The sequence below is a fragment of the Saccharothrix texasensis genome (assembly GCF_003752005.1).
Taxonomy (GTDB): Bacteria; Actinomycetota; Actinomycetes; order Mycobacteriales; family Pseudonocardiaceae; genus Actinosynnema; species Actinosynnema texasense.
In genome coordinates this window covers 7,925,576-7,951,416 of sequence record NZ_RJKM01000001.1, presented here as the reverse complement: position 1 = coordinate 7,951,416, position 25,841 = coordinate 7,925,576, and the positions used below count along the sequence as shown (strand labels likewise).

Sequence of the window (25,841 nt, the reverse complement as noted above, 5' to 3'; positions counted from 1 at the left end):
AGGTGGTGCGCGCTACCCGCCCCGGTGGCACCACGACCACGGGGTCCGTGCGGTCTCCGGTGACCGATCGGACCAGCCACGGACGAGCGGACGCCACCAGTCGCGCCCGACGCGCCCCGCCGCCCCGGAGCCACCACCTACCTGTGAGGACTGCCAGGACGAGCACGACGGCGAGGCACACCACCGCGACGACCAGCACCTCGCGGTCGACCGACGGGGACACCGGCGACGTCATCGCCGACTGCGGGCCACGACCGCGCGGACCCGGCCGGCCGGCTCACGAGGGCTGAACGGTTTGGTGAGGTAGGCGTCCGCACCCCGGGCGAACCCGTCCTCGACGTCACCCTCCTGGACGCGGGCGGTCGACAGGATCACCGGTATGGCAGCGGTGGCGTCCGCCGCGCGCAACTCCTAGTGTGTCGCTGCTTAGTTGTGGTGCTTGTGGTTGAGATGCTGTTGTCCGGCAGGTCCTTCTCCCTGCCGGACAAGGACTGTTGAGATGGCATCCCAGTTGAAGCGGCCGGTCAGGTTGTCGGCGCGGGATCGTGAGGCTGATCCGGTTGACCACCGCGGGTGTGCATCCGGCGTCGTCGATCAGGCGGGCCCAGGTGCTGCTGGAGTTGGACATCTCGGTGGGTGAGCCGGATCCGAAGGAGGTGATCGCGGCCCGGCTCGGGGTCTCGGGCGAGATGCTGCGGCTGGTCGCCAGGCGGTTCGCCGAGACCGGTGGCGATGCGCTGGCCACGGTGTCGCGCAAGAAGCGGGATCTTCCTCCGGTGCCGTCTCCGGTGACCGGCGAGGTCGAGGCCCGGCTGATCGCTCTGGCGTGCTCGCAGCCTCCGGCGGGGTTTGCCCGGTGGTCGCTGCGGCTGCTGGAAAAGCACGTCGAGCTCACCGAGGACGCCAGGTTCGCGGAGCACTCGAGACCGCTCACGCCGCGCCCCGAGCAGCACTGGAACTCGCCGCTTCGCCGGGCAGCCGATTCGACGACAGCGGTCGCAAGCCCACACCGGATCAGATCCCGGATGTCACAGTGCCGGTCCGGCGGAGAAAGGTTGAGGGTCGCTCGGATGGGGTAACAGTGGATGCCGAGGCGCATCCGCGCTCAGGTGGAGTGCGACAGCGATGTCCGTTCAGCACGTGAAGGACCACAGCCATGAGCAGCGACGCCCGTCCCGTCCAGAGTTCCACCGAGCACACCGGTAGCACTCCGGGTAGCAGCCTTGGCGGCGGGGTGATCAGCGGCCAGGTGCGCACCGTCCCGACCGCCGAGGTGGTCGCGACCCCGATCTACGACGAGTTGGCCGCACGCTTCGACCTGCCTCGCGGCCGTGCGGCCGAAGGGCACGGGACCGAGCAGATCGACGTCGAGCACTCCCCCGCCGCGTAGGTGGACGAGGAACCGCAACCATGCGTTCGGCCTGCTGACCTGCGGTCCACCTTTCCAGCACACGGTTGTCGCAGGCAGGCCACATCACGTCCCGGCTGGCAGAGGTTCTACCGGCCGGGTCGAGCACGCAGCGGTCCCGGCGGACGTGCTGCCGACTGCACCGCCCGGCTGGTGGCAGCCTGGGCTGCACGCCCGTGACGCCGCGCCGTACGCGGCGCGGGTCGCCGACGGATCCCACCTCTGACGCACTGTCCGACGCGGTGACCGAACGAGTGCGAGCTCGCAGCCGTTCGACACGGCTCGAAGGCAGGTGTCGGCTTCAGACCGGTGGCCGCAGCGGGAACCCCAGATCGCGGCCGGCCTCGGTCAGTTCGTCGCGGGCTCGTGGGTGGGCGACGTGGTCGATGATCTGCTGCGCCTGCTCGCCGGCGTCGTGGCCCCAGATCGTGGCGGCGCCCTGTTCACTGACGAGGTAGCTGTGCTGGAACGAGGTGACCGGGCCGGCCAGGCGGGGCACCACGGTGGACACGTCGGCTTTGGGGTGCCAGGACGGCAGGGCGACGATCGCCCTACCTCCCGGTGAGTGCAGGGCGCCGACCACGAAGTCGGTCTGCCCGCCGAACCCCGAGTAGATGACCCCGTGCACCCGGCTGGCGTTGGCCTGGGCGTACAGGTCCACCTGCAACGCGCTGTTGATCGAGACCAGGCGCGGCCGGCGGGCGATCAGACCGGGGTCGTTGGTCTTCTCCGTGCGCAACAGCCGGACCCGCGGGTTGCGGTCCACCCAGCGGTACAGCTCCGGGCTGCCGAACACGAACGACGCGGTCACCGGGGTGTCCGGGTCGAGCGCCCCGGCCTGTTCCAGGCCGAGCACGCCGTCGCTGAACATCTCCGACCACACCGCCAGGCCCTGACGCCCCGTCAACGCCGCGAGCACCGCGTCGGGCACGGCGCCGATGCCCATTTGCAGGGTGGCACCTTCCGGGACGAGTGCCGCCACCCGCTCGGCGATCACCTGGGACACCTCGCCGGCCGCGCGGGGCACGGGCGAGGTGAGCGGCTCGTCGGCCTCGATCGCGTAGTCCACCTCCTCGCAGGGCACCACCCCGTCGCCGTGGGTGTAGGGCATCCGCGGGTTCAGCTGGGCGATCACCAGTCCGCCTCGGGCGCGGACCGCTTCGATCGCCGCGGGGAGGATGTTCACCTCCGTGCCCAGCGAGACGCAGCCGTCGACCGGGGTGGAGGTGTGGATCAGCACGATGTCGGGCGGCAACGCCTGCTGCAGCAGGTGCGGCACCAGCGACAACCGGGAGGGGAAGTAGCGCAGCGTCCGTTTGCCGCGCATGCCCGGCCCGACGAACGGCGTCTCCAGCACCACGCCCTCGCGGTCGGGAATGCCGGATTGGGCGTTCAACGCGAACAGGCGGTACTCGGCCACCGCCTTGTCCAGCACCTCCAAGGCGCGGTGAGGGGTGGCGTGGTTCCCGCTGACCACCACCCGCGGGCAAGTGGCGACTGCGGGCAGCACCGCGGCCAGCTGTGACTCGGACAGAACTCGCATGGAATCGATCACCCAACCGGGTCGGAGGTGCGGTGCGGCGTTGTCGGGCGCGGTCGGCCTGACTGGCGTCGGCCGCGGTGCAAGGCCCGGTGGGTACCCCGCACACCCTGGGACAACCCGGGATTCGGCCGGCCGTCACGTGGTCTGGAACGGCGTCAGAACTCGATGACGAGCCTGGCGGGGACCGCACCGGACAGCACCTCGGCGAAGGAGTCGTTGACGTCGTCGAGCTTGCGGGTCGCGGCGATCACCCTGGTGCGGCCGGCGGCGTGCAGGGCGAACACCGGGATCGGCAGGACCCCGGCGGCGGGCAGGCCGACGCAGACCAGGCGTCCGCCGCGGCGCAACGAGGCGAACGCCTGGTGGAAGCTCCGCGGCGCGGCACCGGCCTCGAATGCCGTCTGCGAACGCCGTCACTCACGTGCGCAGGTCGGCCGCGCTCGCTACGCGGATCGGCAGGACGTCGTGGCACTCCCCCGGGTCCAGCCAAGCCGCAGTGCCGGCAGGGACACCGACGCAGCCTAAAGAATATGAACACGCCACTTGACCTGCGCCGACGAGACTTTCGGCAGGCCGGGTGTCACGTCCGGCGCTTCGTGGGCGATGTAGCTCACAACTCGTCGGTTCCGGCGGGTGAGCAGAGCGGTCGCTGGGCGGGCTCTTGAGACACATCTACGGCTGGTGCCTGTTCGTCGCCGGGGTCATATGTCGTCGTGAGGAGTTGCCCGAGCACGGGCGCTTGGCGTCCGCCAGAGCACGTCGGCTCGCAACAGCGCTCGACCGCTACCTCGAGCGGAAGACCGACCTCCCGCGCAAGCTGTACGGGAGGTTGGCAGAACTGGCCGGCTTCTTCGACGGGTTGAAGCTCTACGACGAGGGTGACTACGGAAATGCGGGTCTCGCCTGGACGCAGTCGATGCTCGTGCGAATGGGACGCAAACCTCGCTTGATCCACACACCGTTGCCCGCGGACATCCAGGTCGCGCAGCTGTTCGAACTCCTCGGCCGCCAGTACGCGCGGCTTGGCGACTGGGAGTTGGCTTCCGAGTGTTTCGCGGGAACTCTGCTGTACGGAGGGCGCAGCCGGAGGTCGACCATCCGTGCAATTTCCAGTCAGGCGATCGCCTGTGAGCTCATGGCGGGCAATGCCGAAGGAGCACGCAATTGGTTCGACCTCATGCCGGACCGCATAACACATCGGGCCGGTCAAGTTTTCCGTGACATTGTCGACCAGTTGCTCACCACTGACGTCGAACTGGACGTGGACGTAGCTTCCAAGGTCTCCCAGGTTCGGTCGATGAGTGCGGTCACCTACGCCTACCTGACTGTGGTGATAGCGGAGCGGCTGGTTGCGGAGAACCGCAGCGGACACGCACTGGCATTGCTGCTTGAGGCACGGGGCGAACTCCGCGCGGAGCAGGCCGATGGCTACTTGAACGGCTCGTTGACTCAGGCAGCCGCAGGCATCTACTCGTCCATGAATGATCACGAGACTGCCTTGAGGCTAGCGGTGAGCGCGTGGTCGTCCATTGACGAGCAGCGCTACCTGGCTTGCTCCCATCGGCAACGACATCAGATCTGGAGCCGTTTCGGGCACGCCAGGTACGTGGCACTTCGGGCAAGTGTGGAAATGGGGGACGCCCGTGCCGTCGCCGAACTGATCGAGTCGAGCCGGCTCCAGTCGTTGATCGCCACTGAGATCGAGACGAATCACGACGAGAAGGACGGCCTGCGCAGCGCGGGCGAGACCGTTGCCGCAGCGACAGGCGAAAACGGCCGTGAACAGCCCGATGACGTCATGGTGTCATCCGCGATTTTTGCGGCGATGAACGACGGTTTGGCCACGACACTGCTCGAATCCTATGCGCCGGTGACTTACAGAGGGACTTCGCTTTTCCCCGTAACGAACCATCACTCGATCGCAGGTGCGACGTCGGTGAGCCGGGCGTTGGACGACGCGCTGCCCGAAGGCTTGTTCTGGTCCACCCACGTCGAGAACGGCGTCATGTTCTGGTTCCTCGCCGGCGACGGAGAACCGATCGGCTGCGGCATGACCGATCTGAGTCGCACCGAGAACGTCACGCCCGTGCTGCTCGGGCTCGCCGGCCACTCGGACTCCGCGGAACCGGAGACCTGGAGCCTTCCGCCGTACCAGCACCAGGCTGGTGACTACTACGAGCCCTACCTGCACCTGGCGGCGTGGATGTCACCGGAGGAGCAGATCATCTCGCACACGATCGGCGCACTGCTGCCTGACGCACTCGTCGACCTGCTGCGGACGGCGGACGCGCCGCTGGAGGTCACCATCGCGGCCGCACGGGAGTTCGGCTGCGTGCCGTGGCCGATCGCCGTCGTCCCCGGCACCCAGGACCGCCTCATCGAGCACGCGGTCCTGCGGATGTGGACCTCCGCGCCTACCCAACTCAGCCGCAGGAGCCGTCCGCAACCGCCCGCCGGTACTCCGATCCCGTTTCTCCTCGCCTGCGACAACCCGGATGGGACGCTGCGCGAGCGAACCGCCATCTCACCGGTTTCGAGCGCGAGAACCTTGTTGGGCGGGCCGGACTCAGCCGTGCCTGCCACCAAGGACACCCTCATGAGCACGCTGCACGAGATCGGGCCCGGTACCCCCGGCCTCTTCTACTACCGGGGGCACGCGGTGCACGACTCCGATCCGGCCTGGTCCACCCTGCCGCTCACAGAAGGATTCGTCCAGGCGGGTGAGCTGTTCGGGACATTGGACGACGGCACACCGTTCCTGCCGATGCCTTCTCGCGTGATGGTCACCGGATGCTCGAGTTCTGGCGGATCCCTGCTCGCCGGCGAAGGACTCGGCCTCGCGGCCGGGCTCATCCAGGCAGGCGCCACGCAGGTCGTCTCAACCGCGATCGACATCATGGACACGTCGTTCACCGAAGCGTTCGAGGACCTGCTGATCAAGGGAATGCTGGCACCGGGCACCGATCACGCCGTGCTCCTCCGTGCCGCGCAGCTGCGAATGCTGCGCGAGTGGAAGATCTACTCACTGCGCGGCGGATTCGATCACCGGGAGGACATCAAAGATCCACACCCGATCATCTGGACCGCCTACCACGCCTACTGAGACCTGACCGAGGAGAGTTGCGATGTTACGCGTTGAAGTGCCCGAGGAACTCGTGGACGAGCTGGTGTCCGAGGGCTTGGCAGTACGACCTGGACCGCGAGGCGGTATCGCAACCATCCTGATCGACACTGCGATCTCATCGGCAACCGCGATCAGCCTCCTCCAGGCACCCGACACCTTCACCAGACTCGCCCAGCTGATCAAGAACAGGTTCGCCAAGGAGTCCGGAGGCGGGGCCCTGACCCCGGACGTTGGACACCAGACACACTTGGATCCTGACGATCCGGGTGGACAGGAGTCCCGTTCAGATGGTGATGAAGCACTACCCGCCGGAGTTCCGGGCCGAGGCGGTCGCGCTCTACCGGTCCCGCCCAGGCGCGACGATCAAATCGGTGGCCCAGGACCTGGGCGTCAACCACGAGACGCTGCGCAACTGGATCCGGCTCGACGACGCACAACGCACCGAAGCGCCCGCCTCCACCGCGAGCGCCTCGGCTCCGGCCTCGCCGGAGGACGAGAACGCCGCACTGCGCAGGCGGATCCGCGAACTGGAGGAGGAACGCGACATCCTGCGCAAGGCGGCCCGGTATTTCGCAGGGGAGACGCGCTGGTGAACCGCTTCGAGTTCGTCTCCGAAAACCGACGCCAGTACGGCGTGAAGCGGTTGTGCCAGGTCATCGGCCTCGCCCGGTCCAGCTACTACCACTGGAAGGCCACCGCCCCGGACCGGGCGGCCCGCGCCGCGGCCGACGCGGACCTGGCCGCGCGCATCCGGGTGATCCACCGCGAGTCGGCGGGCACCTACGGCGTCCCGCGCATCACCGCCGAACTGCACGACACCGGACACGAGGTCAACCACAAGCGCGTCGCCCGCGTGATGCGCGGCATCGGCCTGGCCGGGCTGCGGCTGCGCCGCCGGCACCGCACCACCACGGCCGACCCCACTGCGGTCAAGGCCCCGGACCTGCTCGGACGCGACTTCACCGCCCAGGAACCCAACACCCGCTACGTCGGAGACATCACCTACCTGCCCATCGCCGACGGCACCTTCCTCTACCTCGCGACCGTGATGGACCTGTGCTCGCGCCGGCTGGTCGGCTGGGCCGTCGCCGACCACATGCGCGTCGACCTGGTCCTCGACGCCCTGCACGCCGCCGAGCGGACACGCGGCAGCCTGGCCGGGGCGATCTTCCACAGCGACCACGGAGCCCAATACGGCGCCAAATCCTTCGCCGAAGCCTGCCGCACCGCCGGGGTCACCAGGTCCATGGGCGCGGTCGGCAGCTCCGCGGACAACGCCGCCGCCGAAAGCCTCAACGCCTCCTTCAAACGCGAAACACTGCAAGGCGCCCGGAGTTGGGGCAGCGCAAGGGAAGCGCGCCTGGCGGTGTTCGGCTGGGCGCACCGCTACAACACCCGACGACGTCACTCCCACCTCGGCCAGATGTCCCCGATCGACTACGAGAACGGCCTGCTACCAACACCGGTTACGCTGACCCCAGCCGCATAACCCCGTGTCCAACATCCGGGGTCAGGGCCCGCGTACGCATGACGGTGAAGGGCGACAAGGGTTCGGTCAGCATCGAGATCACCACTGACACAGACGTCGAAACGTTCGCCCGACTCATCAAAGAGGGTCTCGTGGGCAAGGTGCGGTGACCGCGTCTGCCAAATCGGGCGACTCGGGTGCAACCGCGCGCGTGGTCGGTGGCCGGGTGTGTCTCGGATCTGAGGGTTTCTGGGTTCTGTGGAAGCGTCCCCGCGCTACCGGTGATCGTTGTCCGCCGAGTGGTCCGTGTCCGTCGTGGCGGTGGGGACCTCGGCGTGCCGGAACGGGGACCAGCCCAGGATGAGCGCCGCGCCGACCAGCCCGGCGATCCCGGTCCACAACGCGGTGCGGTAGCCGGCGGTGTGGGCGGGATTCCGCCAAGCGGCCCACCGACCACGATCATGCCGCGGTTGGGTGAGCGGATCGTGGTGTCCATCCGGCCTTGCGGGCGGTCAGGGGTCACCGATTGCCGGTAGCTCATCCCGTCGGGCTCGCGGCGCCCATCCCGGTCCAGGTGATGAACTGGGCGGCCACCTCGCTCTCCCCGAGAGTCAAGCCCAGTATCCGTCCACCATAAAGCTCGCTTTCTGCCCGCCGTGAATCCCGCATCCACCGCCCGCTAGGTCACGGTCAGTGGCCGGGGTGGTGGACTTCCCGTGGGATGCGGTCGTCGCGCAGGCCGCGCCAGGACGGGTGGCGCAGCCGGTGGTCGGTGGTCCAGTTCCGGAACTCGACGTCGCCGACGAGCACCGGCTCGACCCACCGCGCGTCACGGGCGAACTCGCGCGGGACCGATGTGCCGAACGGGTTGCTCGAACGTTGCAGCCCGGCCAGCCGCTGCCGCAGGTCGGCCAAGGCCCGGTCGGTGAAGCCGGTGCCGACGTGCCCGACGAACACCAGGTCGGCCCCGTCGTAGGCGCCCAACAACAGCGAGCCGATCGTGCCTGAACGCCGTCCTCGCCCCGGCTTCCACCCGCCGACGACCACTTCCGCGGTCCGACGCAGCGGTGTCTTGACCCAGGCCGGTGACCGGCGCCCCGGTTCGTAGCGGGAGGTGGCGCGTTTGCTGACGATGCCCTCCAGCTCGTACTGCCCCGCCACCCGCAGGATGGCCGCCGGTTCGGTGTCGGGGAAGCACGGCGGCACCTGGACCGCGTGCTCACCGGGCAACCGCAACCCGGTCAGCATCGCCCGCCGCTCCGCGTAGGGCAGGTTCCACACCGACCGCCCGTCCAGCACCAGCAGGTCGAACACGTAGTAGGCAATCGGTGCCGCCCTCAGCGCCCGCACCCCGACCGTGTCGCCGGTGCGTCGTTGCAGCAGCTCGAAGCTGGGACGCTGATCCGGACCGAGGGCGACGATCTCACCGTCGAGCACGACCGTGCGTCCTCCCACCACCTCCGGCAGCACCCGCAACTCCGGGAACCTGTCGGTCAGGTCCAGCTGGTTGCGGCTGAGCACCCGGACATCACCGCCCTGGCAGTACGCCACCCCGCGGTAGCCGTCCCACTTGAACTCCACCACCCAACCCGGGCCCGTCGGCGGATCGCCCGGCGTCGCGAGCATCGGCGCGATGATCGGCTGGTCACCGGGCACAGCGGCCGCACGTCCCACCCCGACCACCTCCGGCACCGACAGGTAGTCATCGTCACCGGGAATCAGCCGCGGCGCGAGCGCACGACCGGCCAACAGCCACCTCTGCCCCACCCGCACCACACGATCGGCTGGCACCTCCATGGGGCAACGCCCCTGGCAACGCAGCCAGGTCCGACCCGACCGCACCTGCGAGGACACCCTGGCCCCGCGGTCGCTGTGGCGGCCCGCCGCGGGACGACGGGCCGCCGTTGGTGGGGCGCGAGGTCTACTTGAGGTCGGGCAGTTCGTCGCGGGTGACGACGTAGCTGTGGTTGTAGACCTTCTGCAGGTGGCTCACGGAGTTGCTGACGGTCAGGTGGTTGCCGTGCCACGTGCCGAACAGCACCCAGCGGGTGTTGGTGGACTGCAACCGGTCGGGGTCCGGGATCGGGCCGTTCTCGTGCAGGGCGATCGGGACCGTGCCGCCGACGATGGTGCGCACGGCGTTGTACATGGCGTTCTGCGGGTCGTAGTTGCCGTCACCGGCGTAGGTGTCGGCCCCGCCGATGTCCACGACCGACTTGCCCGGGTAGAACGACGCCTGCGGCTGGCCGTTGTAGCCGTGCAGCCAGACCAGGTTGTCCAGGCCCTTGGTGTTGGTGAAGTAGTCGTACATGAAGTTCCAGAGCCGGTTGTACTGGCCGCCGCCCTCCTTGCTCCACCAGAACCAGGTGCCGCCGGCCTCGTGGAACGGCCGCCAGATGACCGCCGCGCCGGCGTTCTCCAACTGCTGGAGCATGGTCGCGGCCTGGTCGAGGCGGTCGATGAAGGAGCGGTACTCGGCCGTGCCCGAGGTCAGCACGGCGTTGATCGACACCTGCATCTGGGTGCCCTCGTAGGTGTCGGGCTTGGTCGGCGCGCCCATGTGGTAGCCGATCATCGGGATGCCGCCCGCCTGCCACCACGCGATGGCGCGCGGCGCGAGGTCCTTGGAGTCGCCGAAGTCCAGCGCCCGGATGGCCGGGTACTTGCCGGTGTTGTTCCGGATGTGGTTGATCTCGTAGTCCGGGCCGCCGATCCACGTCGACTCCTGCTGCCCGGAGAGGATGTGGTTGCCGTACTGGGAGTGCACGTAGCACAGCAGCTTGCGGGCCTGCGCCGTGGCGTCCGGGTTGACCGGGTTCACCGAGCACTGCGGGTTCGGGCCGGGAGTGGTCCCGCCGGTGCGCCACCGCTGGTTGGCCTGGCCGTTGCAGTTCCAGGTGAGGACGGCCGCACCGTTGGCGGTGCCCTGGTTCTCCACGTCCAGGCACAGGCCGGACTGGGTGGCGGTGATGCTGCCGTCGGAGTTGGCCCGGAAGCGCTGGTTGGCCTGGCCGTTGCAGGTCTGGATCGCCAGGCGGGCGCCGGGGGTGGTCGACTGGTCGGGCACGTCCAGGCAGCGCGTGCCACCGAAGACCCTCAGCTCACCGGGTGCGGAGAACTCCCACGCCTGGTTGGCCTGGCCGTTGCAGTCCCAGATGTCCACCGCCGTGCCGGCGGTCCGGGAGTTGCCGACCACGTCCAGGCACCTGTTCGACCCCGCTCCCACGAGCGGGGCGGGGGCGGCGTCGGCGGGCACGCCGACCGCGGTCAGGGCCGGGATGACCAGCGCGAGGGCGAGCAGGGCTCTGCCCGTGCGTCGTAGGGCGCGCATGCAATCTCCTTTGATCCACGCGGTGTGACGACGATGCGGTGCACCACATTGTTAAGCTCAAGATGAAACAAAGTCAACGGTGTCGTGTGGGTGCTCGACCGGCCCGTTGACGAGCGGCGACGGCTCAGACGCGCGCACGACGCCGGTAGCGCTCCGGCGCTCGCCGGGACGTCGCGCTGTCGACCGCGAGGGCGGAACGACTACGGACGGTATCGTCGCGTCGTGACGTCACCACCCCGTGCCGGCACCACGTCGCCGTGGCCGGACCTGCCCGAAGCCGCCCGCGACGTGCTGCTGGACGTGCTGATCCACGGCCCCGGGCCGCGCGTCGAGATCGCGCTCCGGCTGCGCCTGTCCCGGGCGACGCTCACCCGTGCGGCCAGGGCGCTGGTCGCGCACGGCCTGCTGGTCGAAGGCGGCACCGAACGGCGCTCCTCCACCGGCCGCCCGTCGGAGATCCTGCACGTCCGCGGCGAGGCACACCGCTTCCTCGGCGTGAAGCTCACCGCCGACCGCTGCTACGCCACCGTGACCGACCTGACCGCCACGCCGTCCGAAGCCGTCGAGCAGCCGTTGCGCTCCACCGATCCCGACGAGGTGGTCACCCAAATCGCCGCGATCGCGGCCGACCGCCCGGGACTGACCGGCATCGGCATCACGCTCGGCGGCGTCGTGCGCGGCGGCGTCGTGGCCGACGCCGGGTTCCTGGGGTGGCGGGACGTGCCGCTCGCGTCCGCGGTGACCGAGGCGACCGGGCTGCCGGTGACCGTCGACAACGACGTGCAGGCCCTCACCTCGGCCGAGCACTGGTTCGGCGCCGGCGCGGGTGTCGACTCGATGGTGCTGATCACCATCGGCGCCGGCGTCGGCGTCGGCCTGGTCGTCGACGGCGGACTCGTCCAGGGCGCGCACGGGCTGCCGCCCCGCTTCGCCCACCTCCTCGTCGACCCCGGAGGACCGCAGTGCGGCTACGGCCATCGCGGCTGCGCCTCCAGCTACCTGATGAGCCACGTCATCCTGCGGCGGCTCGACGGGTGCGCGACCTACGACGAAGCGGTCGAGCGGGCCCGGGCCGGCGACCCGGACGCCGGACGGGTCTTCGCCGAAGCGGGCTACGCGCTCGGCGTCCTCATCGGGCACGCCGCCAACTTCATCGACCCGGCCAAGATCCTGCTCACGGGCGACGGCCTGCCCCTCTACGAGATCGCTTCCGGGCAGGTGCGCGCAGGCATCGGGAACACCTACGAAGACGACCCCGCCCTGATCGACCTGGACGTGCGACCGTTCGACTTCGGCGAATGGGCGCGTGCCGCCGCGGCCCTCGCCATCAAAGCCGCGATCACCGGCGCCGCCTGATCCGACGAACTCGGGGCAGCCATCTCGTTGAACGTTCCATGAGCGGTGGCGGACGGTCTGACCGGCCACCACCGGACGCTGTAACAGGTTCGCAACGTTGAGCGTTCAATGTGTCCAGGTCGTTACCGGCGGTGGATCATGGGGTCGGTGCGCGGAGGTGGAGAAGTGCCCGCGGGCGGTGCGGGCCGGACCAGACGGCGGATCGGCATCGTGGACGTGGCCGCCGCCGCGGGTGTGTCGCGGCAGACGGTGTCCAACGTGCTCAACGGTCGCGAGGCGTACTACTCCGCCGCCACCTTCGAGAACGTCACCGACGCCATGCGGAGGCTGGGGTACCAGCCCAACCGCGCCGCCCAGACGCTGCGCTCGCGGCGCACGATGCAGATCGGCTACCACATCTTCGGCGAGCAGCTGGACCGGGCGCAGGGCTTCACCCTGCACTTCCTGCTGTCCTTGATCAAGGCCGGCGCCGAGGTGAACCACCAGGTGCTGGTGTTCACCCACCACCGTGAAGATCCCCTCGGCGTCTTCGAAGACCTCGTCGCCCGCCACGCCGTGGACGCGGTCATCCTGTCGGAATCCGGCGTCGAGGACGAGCGGGCCCGCTTCCTGGCCGACAACCACATCCCCTTCGCCTGCTTCGGCCGCCTCGCGCCCGACCTGCCCCAGCACTGGGTCGACGTGGACAACGTGACGGGCATGGGCACGATCGTGGACATGCTCGTCGTCGAAGGCCACCGGCGGTTCGCCTACCTCGGCGCCGACGGCGACCAGTACTGGAAGACCGAACGCCTCGACGGCTTCACCCGCCGCCTGGCCCACCACCGGGTCCGCCTGCCCAAGACCTCGGTCTTCCGCGGCCCCGACCAGGGCGTCCGCCGTCGCGCACGCCAACTGCTCACCGGCAAGAACCCGCCCAGCGCCATCGTGACGGGCAGCGACGCCGTCGCCGCCGTCGTCACCGGCGTCGCGCACTCCCTCGGCCTCAAGGTCGGCGCGGACGTGGCGATCACCGGCTTCGACGGCGGTGGCGTCGCGTTGGCGACCGACCCCACCCTGACCAGCGCCCGCATCCCCGTCGAGCGCATCTCGCACGAGCTGGTCACCCGCTGCCTGCGCCAGGTCGAACGCGGCCACGACGACGACCCCGGCCTCCTGCTGCCCACCGAACTCGTGCGCGGCGGCAGCGCCTGACCGCGAGTGCCGCGCGCCGCCGGTCAGGGGCGCAGCGGCCGACGACGGTGCCGGTGGCGCTGCCCGTGCGCACCCCGATCGTGCCGCGGGAGGCGACCCGGGCGGGCAGGCGCTTTCGACGTCGCGCGGTCGCCTCCCCCGGCGCCGCGCCGGCGGGTCACACGCGGTTCCACTTCTGGCTGTCCCGGCCGTCGCAGGTCCACAGCCGCGCGGACGTGCCGTTGGTGGTCGAGCCGCCGGTGACTTCCAGGCACAGTCCCGAGGCCACGCCGGTGATCGAGCCGTCGGTGTTGAGCCGCCACTTCTGGTTGGCGCCCCCGTGGCACGTCCAGCGACGTTCCCGCCGGAGCACTGGCTGTTCCACAGCGAGCCGTTGGTGGTCGCGAAGCACCCGGCGGGCACACCGGAGAAAGCCGAGGTCGCGGCGAAGAAATCCGGGTACTGGGCCACCGGCACGTTCGTCATCACCGCCCCGGAGGAGAACCCGCTGACCACGGTGCGGGCCGGGTCGACGTTGTGGCGCCGGCGGGTCCAGCCGACCATGGACATGATGCCCGTGGAGTCGCCGCCGCCGTCGCGGGTCAGCCCGGCGCGGGTGGACACGTCGAAGCAGTGCCGGTGCCGTTGAAGACCGCGCCGGCCGATCCGCCGCAGTAGTGCACGAGGACCGGCGAGGCGGGACGAGGTGCGACGTTGTCGGGCACGTGGACGTACATGCCGAGGGTGGTGGGGGTGGCGCGGAAGTCGGTGACGCGGGTCAGCGTGGCGGCCGCCGCGGGCCCGGCCGACACCAGCGCCCCTCAGGGCACGTCGCCGCGCGCCGCGTCGGCGGGTGCGGGGCGGCAGGCGGCGGGCGCGGCGGCGTTCCGACCACCACGGGATGGCCGGGGTGCGAGAAGTGGGTGCGAGAAGGGCGGTCGTGTCGTTGTGCGCGCGGTTCGGGAATCGGCTGCGCGACGAGCGCGTGGACCGAGGTCGCCACGAGTGCCGCACCGGATCGCGGGGCCGTGACCCGCGATCCGGTGTAGCCGGAGAGGCCGGCGAGTCAACGCACCACCTCAGCTCAATTGTTAGCGCTCACCTGCGGTTAATGTCGTCGAATTATCGTCGAATCACCTGACCCCGAAATCGCATAGTCGCAGGTAGAAGCAGTTCTGCGGCGATAAGCGAACATGCCGTCTCACATGGATACCTCACGGCCACTAACGAGCGCTCCTTTTCCCGAGAAGCGTCTTGTGAGCGTGAACAACGGGTGCGACACTGTCTTTCGTCGAAGCCGGGCGCCGGTGACGGAGCCGCCCCGTCACAGCCCGCCGGCGGACCTGTCCAACCCGGAATTCCGGAGCACCGGGCAACGCTTCGCCCGACCGTGCGGCAGCACGGGTGGCAGCCGGAATGTCGTACGCACCGAGGAGTGAACCAGGTGACAGCAACACGACTTCCCCGCCCCCGCAGGGCGGCAACGCTGGTGGCGGCAGGCATGCTGCTGCTGTCCGCGGTGACGGCGGCACTGCCCACGTCGTCCGCGCAGGCGTTGGAGAACGGTGTGGCGCGCACCCCGCCGATGGGGTGGAACTCGTGGAACACGTTCGGCTGCAACATCAACGAGGCGTTGATCCGGCAGATGACCGACACGATGGCCGGTTCCGGGATGCGTGAGCTCGGCTACCAGTACGTGGTGGTGGACGACTGCTGGATGAACCCCAACCGCGACTCGTCGGGCAACCTGCAGGGCGACCCGAGCCGGTTCCCCAGCGGCATGAAGGCGCTGGGCGACTACATCCACTCCAAGGGCTTGAAGTTCGGCATCTACCAGGCGCCGCTGGCCGAGACGTGCGCGCAGTACTTCGACTCCTACCCCGGCTCCACGGGGGCGTTGAACCACGAGGAGCAGGACGCCCGGCAGTTCGCCGCCTGGGGCGTGGACTTCCTGAAGTACGACTGGTGCTCGCCCAGCGGCACGATCGACGACCAGGTGCGCACCTTCGCGAAGATGCGCGACGCCCTCAAGGCCACCGGGCGGCCGATCGTCTACAGCATCAACTCCAACAGCATCCACGACAAGACCGGGCCCCGCCGCAACTGGAGCGACGTGGCCAACATGTGGCGCACCACCGAGGACATCACCAACAAGTGGGACACCGGGCAGACCAACGGCTACCCGATGGGCATCCAGAACATCGTCAACGTCACCGTGCCGCTCGCCTCCTACGCCGGACCGGGCGGTTTCAACGACCCCGACATGATGGAGGTCGGCCGCGGCGGCATGACCGACACCGAGATGCGCAGCCACTTCGCCCTGTGGGCGATCATGGCCTCACCGCTCATCGCCGGCAACGACCTGCGCAACATGAACGCCGCCACGACCACCATCCTCAAGAACGCCAACCTCATCGCCATCAACCAGGACAGCCTCGGCCTGCAGGCCCGGCAGATCTCCAACGACGGCACCCGCCGCGTCCTGGCCAAGCGACTGGCCGACGGCAACGTCGCGGTCGCCCTGTTCAACCAGAGCGGCGGCACGACCACCGTCTCCACCACGGCGAGCGCGATCGGCCTGTCGGGCAGCTCGTTCACGCTGCGCGACGCCTGGACCAACGGCACCACCACCACCTCCGGCGCCATCTCGGCCAGCGTCCCGGCCCACGGCACGGCGGTGTACGTCGTCAGCGGCGGCGGAGGCCCCGTGCCCACGTCGTTCTCCCTGGTGAGCCAGAACTCCGGCCGCTGCCTGGACATCCCCGGCAGCACGCCGACCAACGGCGCCCTGGCCCAGATCTGGGACTGCAACAGCCAGACCAACCAGCGCTTCACCACGACCACGGCCGGTGAGCTGCGCGCCTACGACGGCGCCAAGTGCCTGGACGTCTACAACCAGGGCACCGCCAACGGCACCGCCGTGACGTTGTGGGACTGCAACGGCCAGGCCAACCAGCAGTTCCGCCTCAACTCCGACGGCAGCGTGACCGCGGTGGCGTCGGGCAGGTGCCTGGACGTCAACGGCGGCGCCACCGCCAACGGCACGAAGGTCATCATCTGGGACTGCCACGGCGGCACCAACCAGAAGTGGACCCGCACCTGACCCTCGGCGCGACCACGGCCTTCGGTTCACCACCGACCGGGACCACACAGGTCGCGGCGGTGCGGGAGCGTCACGCTCCCGCACCGCCGCGACCACCGTGCCCGGCACCCGCGGGAGAGACCTCGACCGCCGGCACCAGGCGCTGTCGGGTCACCGCAGTGCGGTGAAGAACGCCCGGATGTCGTCGACCACGATCTCCGGGACCTCGAGCGCGGCGAAGTGGCCGCCCTGCTCGAAACGGCTCCAGTGCACGATGTTCGAGTTGTCCCGCTCCGCGAACACCCTGATGGTCTGGAAGTCGTCGGCGAACACGGCCACGCCGGTCGGGGCGGCGTTCACCGGGGCGGGCTCGTCGGCGGGGGCGGCCGCGTTGTCGAAGTAGGACCGGGCCATGCCCGCGGCGGCGTTCGCGAACCAGTTGACGGACACCTCGGTGAGGATGGTCTCCAGCGGCACCAGGGACGTGCCGTTGCCGAAGGAGTTGAACAGCTCGCTGTAGGCGAGCATCCCGATCGGCGAGTCGCTGAGCCCGGCCGCGACCGTCTGCGGCCTGCTGGCGTTCATCGTGTTGTAGCCGCCGACCTTCTGGAACCACCGCATGTGCTCCAGACCGGCGTAGTCCCGCGGTTCGAGTCGTTCGAACTCCGCGGGGTCGCCCGACGGGAAGGAGAACAGCTGCAGCACGTGCAACCCCAGGAATCCCTCCGGGGCGAGGATGCCGAGCTCACGGGCGACCATCGCGCCGTGGTCGGAGCCGTGGACCCCGTAGCTCCGGTAGCCGAGCCTGCGCATGAGGGTGTCGTAGGCGCGCGCCACGCGGGCGGTGGTCCAGCCCGATTCGGTGACCGGGTTGGAGAAGCCGTAACCGGGCGCGTCCGGCACGACGACGTGGAACGCGTCCTCGGCCCGCCCGCCGTGGGCGACGGGGTCGGTGAGCCTGCCGATCACGTCGAGGTAGTCGACCGACGAGCCCGGGTAGGTGTGCGCGAGCAGCAGTGGCGTCGCGCCCTCGTGCGGCGACTCGACGTGGATGAAGTGGATCGGCTGGTCCTCGATCTCGGTGATGAAGTGCGCGTGGGCGTTGACCCGCTCCTCGGCGGCCCGCCAGTCGAACGCGCGCCACGCCGTCACGGCCTCCCGCAGGTAGTGGTTGGGGGTGCCGTGCTCCCAGGTGTCGCCCGGCGCCGGCTGCGGCAGGCGGGTGCGGTCGAGGCGGCCGGTCAGGTCGTCCAGCTCGGCCTGCGTGACCTCGATGCGGAAGGGGCGGATCTCCGTGTTCGTCATGGCACAGACGCTAGAGTGCATATAGGAATGGTTCGTTCCTATAAGCCGGAGGTCGTCGCAGTGACCGCGGACACATCGGCGCGGCTCCTCGCGCTCCTGGCGCTGTTGCAGTCACGCCCGTCGTGGAGCGGCGCCGAACTCGCCGAGCGGCTGGGCGTCACGACCCGCACCATCCGCAACGACGTGGAACGCCTCCGCGTGCTCGACTACCCGGTCCGGGCCACCCGCGGCGCGACGGGCGGCTACCGGCTCGGAGCGGGCGGCAAGCTCCCCCCGCTGCTCCTGGACGACGAGGAGGCGGTCGCCGTGGTGATCGGGTTGCGCGCCGGCCGCGGCATCGCCGGACTCGAGACCTCCAGCGCCCACGCGCTGGCGAAGCTCGAACAGGTCCTGCCGCCGCGCCTGCGGCCGACGGTGGAGGCGCTGGCCTCGGTCGTCGACCACGCGCCGGAGAACACCGACACCGACGCCCCGGACCCCGAGGTCGACCACGCCGTGCTGCGCACCATCGCGACCGCGATCCACGACGTCGAGTGGTTCCGCTTCGACTACCGCGACGCCTCGCTGCTCGTCGAGCCCTACCGCCTGCTCGCCTGGAAGCGGCGCTGGTACCTCGTGGCCCGCGACCCGTCCAGTGGCGAGTGGGACGTCTACCGGGCCGACTGGATCACGCCACGCATGCGCACCCACCGCCGTTTCGCCCCCACCGCCCTCCCCGACGAGGACTACACGAGCTTCACCATGCGCCGTGTCGCCTCCAGCGGCTGGCAGGTGCACGCACGCCTGCGGATCGACGCGCCGGCCCAGGCCGTCCTCGACCGCATCCACCCCGCCGTCGGCGTGGTCGAGACCGTCACCGACACCACCTCGGTCCTCGTCACCGGCGCCGACTCGCTGGACACGATCGCCGCCTACATCGGCATGCTGAACATGGACTTCACCATCGAGTCGCCCAGCGAGCTCAGGCCGCTGCTGCGCACCCTCGCCGAGCGCTACGCCCGCGCCTGACCACCCCCGCGGCGCGCCTCGCAGGCCGACGGGGCATCCGGTCAAGGCCGATCACGCTGCGAACCGGCGCGAGCGAACCGTGCGCCGCCAAGCGACCGTCACCGCCGCAGGGATCAGCGAAGGGCTCCGACCCCCGTGCCGGACGCGCCTCGGGCGGCAGCCCGCCCGGCCAGCCACTCCAGGATCGCCCGGTTCGTCTCGTCCGGCTTCTCCTGCTGGATCCAGTGACCGCAGTCCAGGCCGACCACCTCCACGTTCGGCACGAACTCCGTCAGCCGCCCGGCCCTCAGGACCGTGTCGCGGTCGCCGTAGACCATGAGCGCGGGCTGCCGGACGACCGGGTCCGCGTCGGCCAGCAGGCGCCAGTTGCGGTCGAGGTTCCGGTACCAGTTGATGCTGCCCGTGAAGCCCGTCGACTCGAAGGCGGAGATGAAGACGGCCAGTTCGCCGTCGCTCATGACCGGCTCGCCGAGGGGCGTCTCCGCCCTGGCGAGGTCGATCATCGCCATACCCGGCTGAGGCGGCGCCGGGGGCTGGTTCTTGCGGAACAGGTTGCGCAGGAACCGGGCCGCGTGCTCGTCGAGCACGGCGTCCGCGACGCCCGGCTGCCGGTTGAAGTGGACGAAGTAGAAGTCGGCGCCGAGCACGGCCTCCATGGACTCGATCCACGGCACCTCTCCGCGCTCCTGGTAGGGCAGGCTCAGCGCCACCACGCCGTTCACCCGGTTCGGGTGCAGCAGGGTCAGGCCCCAGACCACGAACGCGCCCCAGTCGTGGCCGACGAAGGTGGCGTCCTCGTAGCCGTAGTGGTCGAGGAGCGCGACGAGGTCGCCCGACAGGTGCTCGATGTCGTAGTCCGCCACGTCGGCAGGACGGGACGAGTTGCCGTAGCCCCGCTGGTTCGGGACGATGACGTGGTAGCCCGCCGCGGCCAGCGCCGGCACTTGGTGGCGCCAGGAGAAGGCGTGCTCCGGCCAGCCGTGACACAGCACGATGGGCTTCCCCGCGTTCTCGCGGCCCGCTTCGAAGACCTCGAGTTCCACGCCGTTGACGCGGACGAGGGTGGGTTCGGGGAAGTCGGTCGGAGTGGACATCGCGTTTCCTGTCTGTCATGGGGACGTCAGCGCCGGCGCGGCCGACGGCTGATGCGGTCGTGTCGCCATCGTGCCGACCGAAACAGGTCACCCCGTGACCGGTTTTCTGTGCGAGTGTCGGCGGTGTGCGAGCCGACCGGTTGATGGCCCTCCTCCTGCTGCTGCAACAGCGCGAGCAGCTGACAGCGGCGGACGTCGCCCGGGAGCTGGAGGTGTCCGAGCGCACCGCCCGCCGTGACTTCGACGCCCTGGCCATGGCCGGCGTGCCCGTCTACTCGATACAGGGCCGGGGCGGCGGCTGGCGGCTCGTGGGCGGCGCCCGCACCGACCTGTCCGGGCTGACCGCGAGCGAGGCCCGCGCCTTGTTCCTGGTCGCCGGCCCGGCTTCGGCGGCGACGCCGGCCGTGAAAGCGGCGCTGCGCAAGCTGGTCCGCGCCCTGCCGGAGCCCTTCCGGGTGCAGGCCGAGGCGGCGGCGTCGTCGCTCGTCACGGACCCGCAACGGTGGGGGTCTGGCCCGGTCGAGCACCGGCCGCCGCCTCGCTTCCTCGACGTGCTCCAGGACGCGGTGATCCGCGGCGTCCAGGTGCGGCTCGGCTACGTCGACGGCAACGGCGCCGAAACCGAGCGGACCACCCACCCGCTGGGCATCGTCGCCAAGGGCTCGTCGTGGTACCTCGTCGGCAACACCGACGCCGGCCGGCGGACCTTCCGGATCGACCGCGTGTCGTCCGCCGACCCGACCGACGACCCCGTGCGCCGACCCGACGACTTCGACCTCGCCGAGAGCTGGCGCGAGATCGCCGACGAGGTCGAACGCAGGCGGACACCCCTCGAGATCCAGGCGACCTGCGCACCCGACGGGATGGCCCGGCTCCGGATGGTGCTCGGCGACCGGCTCGAGGTCGGAGGTTCCACGACCGACGGCCTCATCGAGGTCGTGATCCGCGGCTACAACGAGTACGCGCTCGCCGGGGAGCTCGCCGGGATGGTCGAATGGATCGAGATCACCGGCCCCGCGGGTGTGCGAGACCACTTGGCCCGCATCGGCAACGCACTCGTCGAACGGTACGGCTGAGACCTTCCCGTCGCTTCCGCAGCGTGGTCGGCAGGCGGGTCGGAGCGGGACTTCACCCGTCGTCGACAGCGAGTCGACCGACTACGACGGCCGCAGGGCCTCACCGGCGCGCGTCGGGTCGCGGCGCGCGCCGGTGACAGCCGATCACAGCCGGCGGCGGCCTCGACCCCGCAGTCGAGCGCGGAGCACCGCGTGCCGGGCACCGGTGCCCAGGTGCCGCTCCCGTCGGGCTCGGACGCGGCCTTGCCGGGTGGTGTGGTGGCCGCGGCCGGACGACGGGCCGTGGACGTGCCCGTCGCCCTCGAACACCCGCCGCCGATCGCGGTCGGGCAGGGGGACGTGGATGCGTTCGCGGAGGAGTGCCCTCGGTGTGCGGGCGCCGGGTGGGCCGAGGTGGTCGACCACCCAGAGCGCCGCGCGGTCGATGCCGGGCCCGGGACGTTCCGCGGGCAGGACGGTGCGGCGGAGTTCGCTCATGATCTCCGTGACTCCAGTGCTCGTGCAGGAGGCGTGGTGCGGCGCATCGCCTCGGGACCAGTGGTGTGCGGCCGGCGCCGATCACGCGGCGCGGGCTTCGAACGGCACGGCGGAGGGCGGCGGGGAGTCGCTCGAACCCGCCGTCGGCCTCTCCGGACGTCACCGGTCACTGCTGCATGCCGGCCATGATGGTCAACCCGCCGACCGCCGGTCAACGGGGTTTCCGGCGCTACTCCCGACGCGACCCGACCCGGCGCTGCGGCGGACCTTTCGCGACGCCCGGCCGGGTAGGTCGGCGAACGGTCCCCGGTGTCACCCGTAACGGTGATGGGGGGTTGTGGCGGCATGGTCCCTCTGGAACAACCGTGACATGGATTCGTCGCGGTCCGCCCTTGCACGGCAGGTGCCGGCCCGGTCGGGTGATGACCCCGACGGGGGTCGGCACACGCCCGGATACCCGTTCGTGCTCCCGGACCTGCGCGTGCCGTGGCCTGCCAGGATGAACCCGCACGTGGGCTCGGCGCGCCGGCACGCCAAGGACTGGGCACGGGAGATGGGCATGCTCTCCGGCCGGGGCACGTGGGACGAAGCCACCTTCGACTCCGACGACTGGCCGCTGTTCGCGGCCCTCACCCACCCGGAGGCGACGAAGGAGCAGCTGTGCGGGATCAGCCTCTGGGACGTCTGCCTGCTCGCTCTGGACGACTACTTCGTCGCCGCCTACAAGGACACCCGCGACCTCGCCGGGGCCACCGCGTTCGTCGAACGGCTCCGGGAGTTCATGCCCCTCTCGGGCAGACGCGTCCCCGTCCCGGCGAACCAGGTGGAACGCGGGCTGGCCGACGTCTGGGCGCGCACCGCCCCGGGCATGCCCCCGCGGCTGCGGGACCGGTTCCCGGACCACGTGGTCGACTTCGCCCGGGGCAACCTGTGGGAGCTGGACAACACCCTGCGCGACCACGTCGTCGACCCGGTCGAGTACCTGGACCAGCGGCGCCGCACCGCGGGCACCGAGCTGTCCACAGGCCTCGCCGCGTACACCCTGGGGGCGGCCCTCCCGGACGAGTTGTTCCTCAGCGGCCCGTTGCCCACCCTGGTCACCGCGTTCGCCGACAGCGTCGGGCTGCGCAACGACATCCACTCCTACCGCAAGGAGGTCGAGCTGGAGCGCGATCTCAACAACGGTGTGGTCGCCCTGCGACGCTTCTCGGGCGGTGGCCTGCAAGACGCCGTCGACCTCGCGCACGCCCTCTACAACGCCAGGATCGACGAGTTCCAGCACACCACCACGCGACTGCCCGCCTACTTCGCCGAGCAGTCCCTGGACGCGACCACGCAGGCTTCGGTCCTGCGCCACGTCAAGGCCCTCGAGGACTGGATGGCCGGCGACAACCAGTGGTACCGGGTGACCGGCCGGTACACCCGGAACTGGACGACCCCACCACGGGAACCGGCACTCGGCGGCCCGAACGGCGTCGGCACGTCCGCCGCCCGCATCGCCGCGCGGATGCGTTTCTGAGCCGGGCCCCGCCGGGTTGTCCCGGATGCGGGCTGCGAACACCCGGGGGCCGCCTCGCGCCGGGGTGGGGTGGTTCGAACGGCCACGGGAGTGGATCGGTTCGGCGGGGCCGCCGGTCCGGGATCCCGCACCTACCTCCTCGGCCGTCCCGCTGCGGGCGCCGGAACTCCGCATCGGGACGCTGAGCCCGGGGCATGACCGTGTGGCGTCGCGACCGCGGTGGTCGGGCAGCCGACCGGGGCGGCGGTGTTCACCCGGTGCGCGGGCCTCCCGCGTGTCGTGCCCGGACGGGTCGGCGGTTGAGGTAGGCGGCCAGGCCGCCGAGCTCCTCGTTGGCGATGAACGCCGACCGCACGTTGAGGAGGGCTTCCTCGGCGTGGGCGTGGCAGCCCCACGCCGCGTCGCCCCAGGCGTCGGCGACCTTGAGCTCGGCCGGTGCGGCGCACCCGTCGGCGCCGCCGAGCGCGCACTGCCGGGGATGCGGCACGGCGGCCTGCGCGGCTTCGGCGGCGTGCATCCGGTCGGCCAGCTCCGCCGCGGCTTCGGCGCGCTGCTCCGCTTCGGCGCGGAGCTCCTGCTCCGCGCGCATCGCCTTGGTCAGCTCGGCGTGCGCCGCTTCGGCGCGGGTCTCGGCGTCACGGCGGGCCTGCTCGGTGTGGTGGCGTTCGATGGCCAGGGCCGCGGTGCCGGCGAAGACGCGGGCCAGGGCCAGGTCGGAGTCCTGCGGGGCGCGCGGGGCGCGGTGGTACATGGCGAAGGTGCCCAGCAGGCTCCCGTCGCGGGCCAGGATCGGGGTGGACCAGCACGCGGCGAGCCCGGCCCGGTCGGCCAGGTCCCGGAAGTCGTCCCAGAACGGGTCGGTGGCGATGTCGGTGACCACGACCGACTCCCGCCGGTGTGCGGCCGTGCCGCACGAGCCGACGCCCTCGCCGGTGGCGATCCCGTCGATGGCCTCGTTGTAGAAGTCGGGCAGGCTGGGCGCGGCCCCGTGGCGCAGGTGCAGGCCGTCGGGGTCGGCGAGCAGGACCGAGACGAGCACTTCCTGCGGGGCGAGGTCCTCGATGCAGCGGGCCATCCCGTCGAGGACCTCGGTCAGCGGCGCCTGCCGGGCGATCTGCTCGAGCAGGGCGCGGTGCTCGGCCATCAGGTGCTGGGCGTGCTTGACCTGGGTGGTCTCCACGCCGATCACCCGGACCCCGACGACCTCGTCCCCGCCGTCGCGGCGCGGCTCGTAGGTGAAGTCGAAGAACGCCTCCCGCGCGTGCGGGCCGGTGCCGAGCACGACCCGCACGTCACGACCGGTGCAGGGCTCACCGGTGCGGTAGACCTCGTCGAGCAGGGCGGTGAAACCCTGACCGGCCAGTTCCGGCATCAGGTCCACCAGCGGGACGCCGGTGCGCGCCCGGTGCTCGCCGATGGTGGCGAAGAACGCCGGGTTCGCCGTCTCCACCACGTGCTCCGGACCCGTCAGGGAGGCGAACACGGCGATGGACTGCCCGAACAGGACCCGCAGGTCCTCCCCGGCCACCTGCCCGGCGACCTCAGACCCCGCGGCGAAGGGTCTCTGATCTGGTGCCGCTGTCATCGAGTGATCCATTTCTCGTCTGTGGTGCCCGAATACCGGTGCCGTAAACACGCCGGGGCGAGATTGTTCCCGGACCGGACACCGTGCCCCGGACAGCAGTCCGGGACCGGGCACCCGTCCGGTGGATCACGGCACGTCGGACTGGTCCGGAAGGAGTACGACGATCCATCATGCGGGTGGGTTCGCGGCGTGCCCACAGTACGGCGGGCCCTCCCCGCAGAAGCGCCCGGTCGGGCCGGGAGGAGTCGCCGTGGCCGCTGGTGCGCGGGGCTCCCGCCCGGGTGGGTGCCGGTCGAGCGCCCCGTCTTGGGGCTCGACCGGGTGACGTGCTGGACCTGGGTGACGGCGCGACGGCCGCGCCGCCGGTCGGCTGGCACCTGGAGAGCGGCACGGTGGTCGGCCGGGGACAGGAGAGCCCGGTCCGGCGCCAGGCGCTGCCGGTTTCGGGCGGGGCGACGGTGGAGCTGCGCGGTGCGGCCTTCGAAGGCACCGCGGAGGCGTTCCTCGACCAGGTGCGGCGCTCGCAGGGCGACGACGTGCGCGGTGTGAACGGGTCGCGCGCCACGCTCACCACCGACGCGGGAGTGGTGGGCGTCGCGCAGAGCGCCACGGGGCCGGGCGGCGTCGGGCCAGTTCGAGCGCTACCGGGGCGGCGTGACCGCACTGCGGCGCAGCATCACGCCGGGAGGGGGACGGTGACCGATGTCGCCGCGGGCAAGGCGGCCCGGACCTGGTGCCCTGCCAGCTGCTCCTGCGCTGCGGTGGCGTCGCCGCGACGTTCTGGACCGCTGCCGGCCGACACCGCGTTGCTCGACATCCGGGCGAAGGTCGGCGGCACCGCGTTCGCCGCCGACTGGGCGGCCGGGCTGACCGCGCCGACCACCGAGGAGTTCGCCGAGGCGCTCGGGCTGGTGCTGCTCATCGGCCTGGCACCGCGCCTGGTCCGCAGCGCCTACGACGGGTTCGTCATCGGCGCGTTCATCGGCCTGGGGTTCCAGGTCTTCGAAGACGTCCTGCACGTGGTCGACGGCGCCACGCAGAGCTTCGGCGTCGACCAGTTCGGCTCGTCGCTGCACGTGTTCCTCCTGCGCGACGTGCCGCGCGGCGTGCTGACCATGCTCTCACGGCGATGGTCTTCCACTTCGCCTGGGACGACATGGCCGGCCTCAGCGGCGGTGGAGCGCTGTTCCTCCTGCGAACGCGCGTAGGTCGGGGACCTGCTCGGACCGGAGGTCGCGACGGGCGCCGTCGAACCGCCCCGCTCGACGCGGTCAGCGGCCTGCGCAAGCAGC

General features: G+C 70.7%; 23 protein-coding genes and 1 pseudogene. 11 read left to right on the top strand and 13 right to left on the bottom strand.

The annotated features are described in order from the left end of the window. Positions 1–231: 231 nt before the first annotated feature. The gene (locus tag EDD40_RS35725) at positions 232–375 is read right to left on the bottom strand and encodes a response regulator transcription factor (protein ID WP_211348298.1); all 144 of its coding nucleotides are present in this window, start codon (positions 373–375) and stop codon (positions 232–234) included. 185 nt (positions 376–560) lie between these two features. Here EDD40_RS35725 and EDD40_RS44880 point away from each other — a divergent pair, with 185 nt between their 5' ends. Both EDD40_RS44880 and EDD40_RS41205 read left to right on the top strand, forming a co-directional pair. Next, positions 561–1,079 carry a helix-turn-helix domain-containing protein gene (locus EDD40_RS44880; RefSeq protein ID WP_425471292.1) on the top strand — a complete coding sequence of 173 codons (519 nt, stop codon included), beginning with the start codon at positions 561–563 and terminating at the stop codon, positions 1,077–1,079. Between the two features lie 77 nt (positions 1,080–1,156). Further along, a complete protein-coding gene (locus tag EDD40_RS41205) occupies positions 1,157–1,390 on the top strand; it encodes a hypothetical protein (RefSeq protein ID WP_148089005.1) in 234 nt (77 codons plus the stop codon). 319 nt (positions 1,391–1,709) lie between these two features. Here the strand turns inward: EDD40_RS41205 and EDD40_RS35715 are convergent, their stop codons facing one another. Both EDD40_RS35715 and EDD40_RS35710 read right to left on the bottom strand, forming a co-directional pair. Continuing rightward, positions 1,710–2,951 carry an acetyl-CoA hydrolase/transferase family protein gene (locus EDD40_RS35715; protein ID WP_123746816.1) on the bottom strand — a complete coding sequence of 414 codons (1,242 nt, stop codon included), beginning with the start codon at positions 2,949–2,951 and terminating at the stop codon, positions 1,710–1,712. A 155-nt stretch (positions 2,952–3,106) separates the two neighbouring features. Beyond that, positions 3,107–3,298, bottom strand: coding sequence for a hypothetical protein (locus tag EDD40_RS35710; protein ID WP_211348297.1), 192 nt, complete (start codon positions 3,296–3,298; stop codon positions 3,107–3,109). Between the two features lie 314 nt (positions 3,299–3,612). Between EDD40_RS35710 and EDD40_RS35705 the strand changes: the two genes are divergently transcribed. Both EDD40_RS35705 and EDD40_RS35700 read left to right on the top strand, forming a co-directional pair. Next, a complete protein-coding gene (locus tag EDD40_RS35705; RefSeq protein ID WP_148089004.1) occupies positions 3,613–6,054 on the top strand; it encodes a CHAT domain-containing protein in 2,442 nt (813 codons plus the stop codon). A gap of 308 nt (positions 6,055–6,362) precedes the next feature. Then, positions 6,363–7,564 (top strand): IS3 family transposase gene (locus EDD40_RS35700; protein WP_123746814.1). Its coding sequence is split into 2 segments (ribosomal slippage): positions 6,363–6,654 and positions 6,654–7,564, totalling 1,203 coding nucleotides; the frame shifts between segments, so codons are not numbered across the junction. Between the two features lie 254 nt (positions 7,565–7,818). On the opposite strand, the gene EDD40_RS44500 is transcribed toward EDD40_RS35700, so the two are convergent. From EDD40_RS44500 to EDD40_RS35690, 3 genes are all read right to left on the bottom strand, one after another. Continuing rightward, positions 7,819–7,944, bottom strand: a complete 126-nt coding sequence (locus tag EDD40_RS44500) for a hypothetical protein (protein WP_281277832.1) — start codon at positions 7,942–7,944, stop codon at positions 7,819–7,821. A 289-nt stretch (positions 7,945–8,233) separates the two neighbouring features. Then, positions 8,234–9,334: a non-homologous end-joining DNA ligase gene (gene ligD / locus EDD40_RS35695; RefSeq protein ID WP_342777801.1), complete on the bottom strand. Its 1,101-nt coding sequence runs from the start codon at positions 9,332–9,334 to the stop codon at positions 8,234–8,236. Positions 9,335–9,464: 130 nt separating this feature from the next. After that, positions 9,465–10,874, bottom strand: coding sequence for a glycosyl hydrolase (locus tag EDD40_RS35690; RefSeq protein ID WP_123746813.1), 1,410 nt, complete (start codon positions 10,872–10,874; stop codon positions 9,465–9,467). A 222-nt stretch (positions 10,875–11,096) separates the two neighbouring features. On the opposite strand from EDD40_RS35690, the gene EDD40_RS35685 reads away from it, so the two are divergent. Both EDD40_RS35685 and EDD40_RS35680 read left to right on the top strand, forming a co-directional pair. After that, positions 11,097–12,230 (top strand): ROK family transcriptional regulator, encoded by a 1,134-nt coding sequence (locus EDD40_RS35685; RefSeq protein WP_246038084.1) that lies wholly within the window; start codon positions 11,097–11,099, stop codon positions 12,228–12,230. A 165-nt stretch (positions 12,231–12,395) separates the two neighbouring features. Continuing rightward, positions 12,396–13,424 carry a LacI family DNA-binding transcriptional regulator gene (locus EDD40_RS35680; protein WP_170185303.1) on the top strand — a complete coding sequence of 343 codons (1,029 nt, stop codon included), beginning with the start codon at positions 12,396–12,398 and terminating at the stop codon, positions 13,422–13,424. A gap of 157 nt (positions 13,425–13,581) precedes the next feature. Here EDD40_RS35680 and EDD40_RS43925 read toward each other — a convergent pair whose 3' ends face one another. From EDD40_RS43925 to EDD40_RS41200, 3 genes and pseudogenes are all read right to left on the bottom strand, one after another. After that, complete coding sequence (locus EDD40_RS43925; protein ID WP_246038377.1) at positions 13,582–13,776, bottom strand: RICIN domain-containing protein; 195 nt, start codon at positions 13,774–13,776, stop codon at positions 13,582–13,584. 98 nt (positions 13,777–13,874) lie between these two features. Then, positions 13,875–14,027 (bottom strand): annotated as a pseudogene (locus EDD40_RS43920) (extracellular catalytic domain type 1 short-chain-length polyhydroxyalkanoate depolymerase); the annotation flags it as partial. Next, the gene (locus EDD40_RS41200) at positions 14,006–14,215 is read right to left on the bottom strand and encodes an alpha/beta hydrolase family protein (protein ID WP_148089003.1); all 210 of its coding nucleotides are present in this window, start codon (positions 14,213–14,215) and stop codon (positions 14,006–14,008) included. The pseudogene EDD40_RS43920 and the gene EDD40_RS41200, both read right to left, overlap by 22 nt. A 689-nt stretch (positions 14,216–14,904) precedes the next feature. Between EDD40_RS41200 and EDD40_RS35670 the strand changes: the two genes are divergently transcribed. Then, positions 14,905–16,506: a glycoside hydrolase family 27 protein gene (locus EDD40_RS35670; RefSeq protein WP_123746810.1), complete on the top strand. Its 1,602-nt coding sequence runs from the start codon at positions 14,905–14,907 to the stop codon at positions 16,504–16,506. A 150-nt stretch (positions 16,507–16,656) separates the two neighbouring features. On the opposite strand, the gene EDD40_RS35665 is transcribed toward EDD40_RS35670, so the two are convergent. After that, entirely contained in the window at positions 16,657–17,790 is a 1,134-nt protein-coding gene (locus EDD40_RS35665) for an epoxide hydrolase family protein (RefSeq protein WP_123746809.1), read from the bottom strand. A gap of 60 nt (positions 17,791–17,850) precedes the next feature. Between EDD40_RS35665 and EDD40_RS35660 the strand changes: the two genes are divergently transcribed. After that, entirely contained in the window at positions 17,851–18,798 is a 948-nt protein-coding gene (locus EDD40_RS35660; RefSeq protein WP_246038079.1) for a helix-turn-helix transcriptional regulator, read from the top strand. 113 nt (positions 18,799–18,911) lie between these two features. On the opposite strand, the gene EDD40_RS35655 is transcribed toward EDD40_RS35660, so the two are convergent. Next, positions 18,912–19,892, bottom strand: coding sequence for an alpha/beta fold hydrolase (locus EDD40_RS35655; protein ID WP_123746807.1), 981 nt, complete (start codon positions 19,890–19,892; stop codon positions 18,912–18,914). 125 nt (positions 19,893–20,017) lie between these two features. On the opposite strand from EDD40_RS35655, the gene EDD40_RS35650 reads away from it, so the two are divergent. Further along, positions 20,018–20,968 carry a helix-turn-helix transcriptional regulator gene (locus EDD40_RS35650; protein WP_123746806.1) on the top strand — a complete coding sequence of 317 codons (951 nt, stop codon included), beginning with the start codon at positions 20,018–20,020 and terminating at the stop codon, positions 20,966–20,968. 144 nt (positions 20,969–21,112) lie between these two features. Here EDD40_RS35650 and EDD40_RS35645 read toward each other — a convergent pair whose 3' ends face one another. Continuing rightward, on the bottom strand, positions 21,113–21,445 hold the full coding sequence (locus EDD40_RS35645; RefSeq protein ID WP_123746805.1) for a hypothetical protein: 333 nt from the start codon (positions 21,443–21,445) through the stop codon (positions 21,113–21,115). Between the two features lie 499 nt (positions 21,446–21,944). Here EDD40_RS35645 and EDD40_RS35640 point away from each other — a divergent pair, with 499 nt between their 5' ends. Further along, positions 21,945–22,964 (top strand): terpene synthase family protein, encoded by a 1,020-nt coding sequence (locus EDD40_RS35640; RefSeq protein ID WP_123746804.1) that lies wholly within the window; start codon positions 21,945–21,947, stop codon positions 22,962–22,964. A gap of 250 nt (positions 22,965–23,214) precedes the next feature. On the opposite strand, the gene EDD40_RS35635 is transcribed toward EDD40_RS35640, so the two are convergent. Beyond that, on the bottom strand, positions 23,215–24,492 hold the full coding sequence (locus EDD40_RS35635; RefSeq protein ID WP_246038078.1) for a GAF domain-containing protein: 1,278 nt from the start codon (positions 24,490–24,492) through the stop codon (positions 23,215–23,217). Positions 24,493–24,875: 383 nt separating this feature from the next. On the opposite strand from EDD40_RS35635, the gene EDD40_RS43915 reads away from it, so the two are divergent. Continuing rightward, entirely contained in the window at positions 24,876–25,757 is an 882-nt protein-coding gene (locus EDD40_RS43915; protein WP_246038076.1) for a PrsW family glutamic-type intramembrane protease, read from the top strand. Positions 25,758–25,841: the final 84 nt, after the last annotated feature.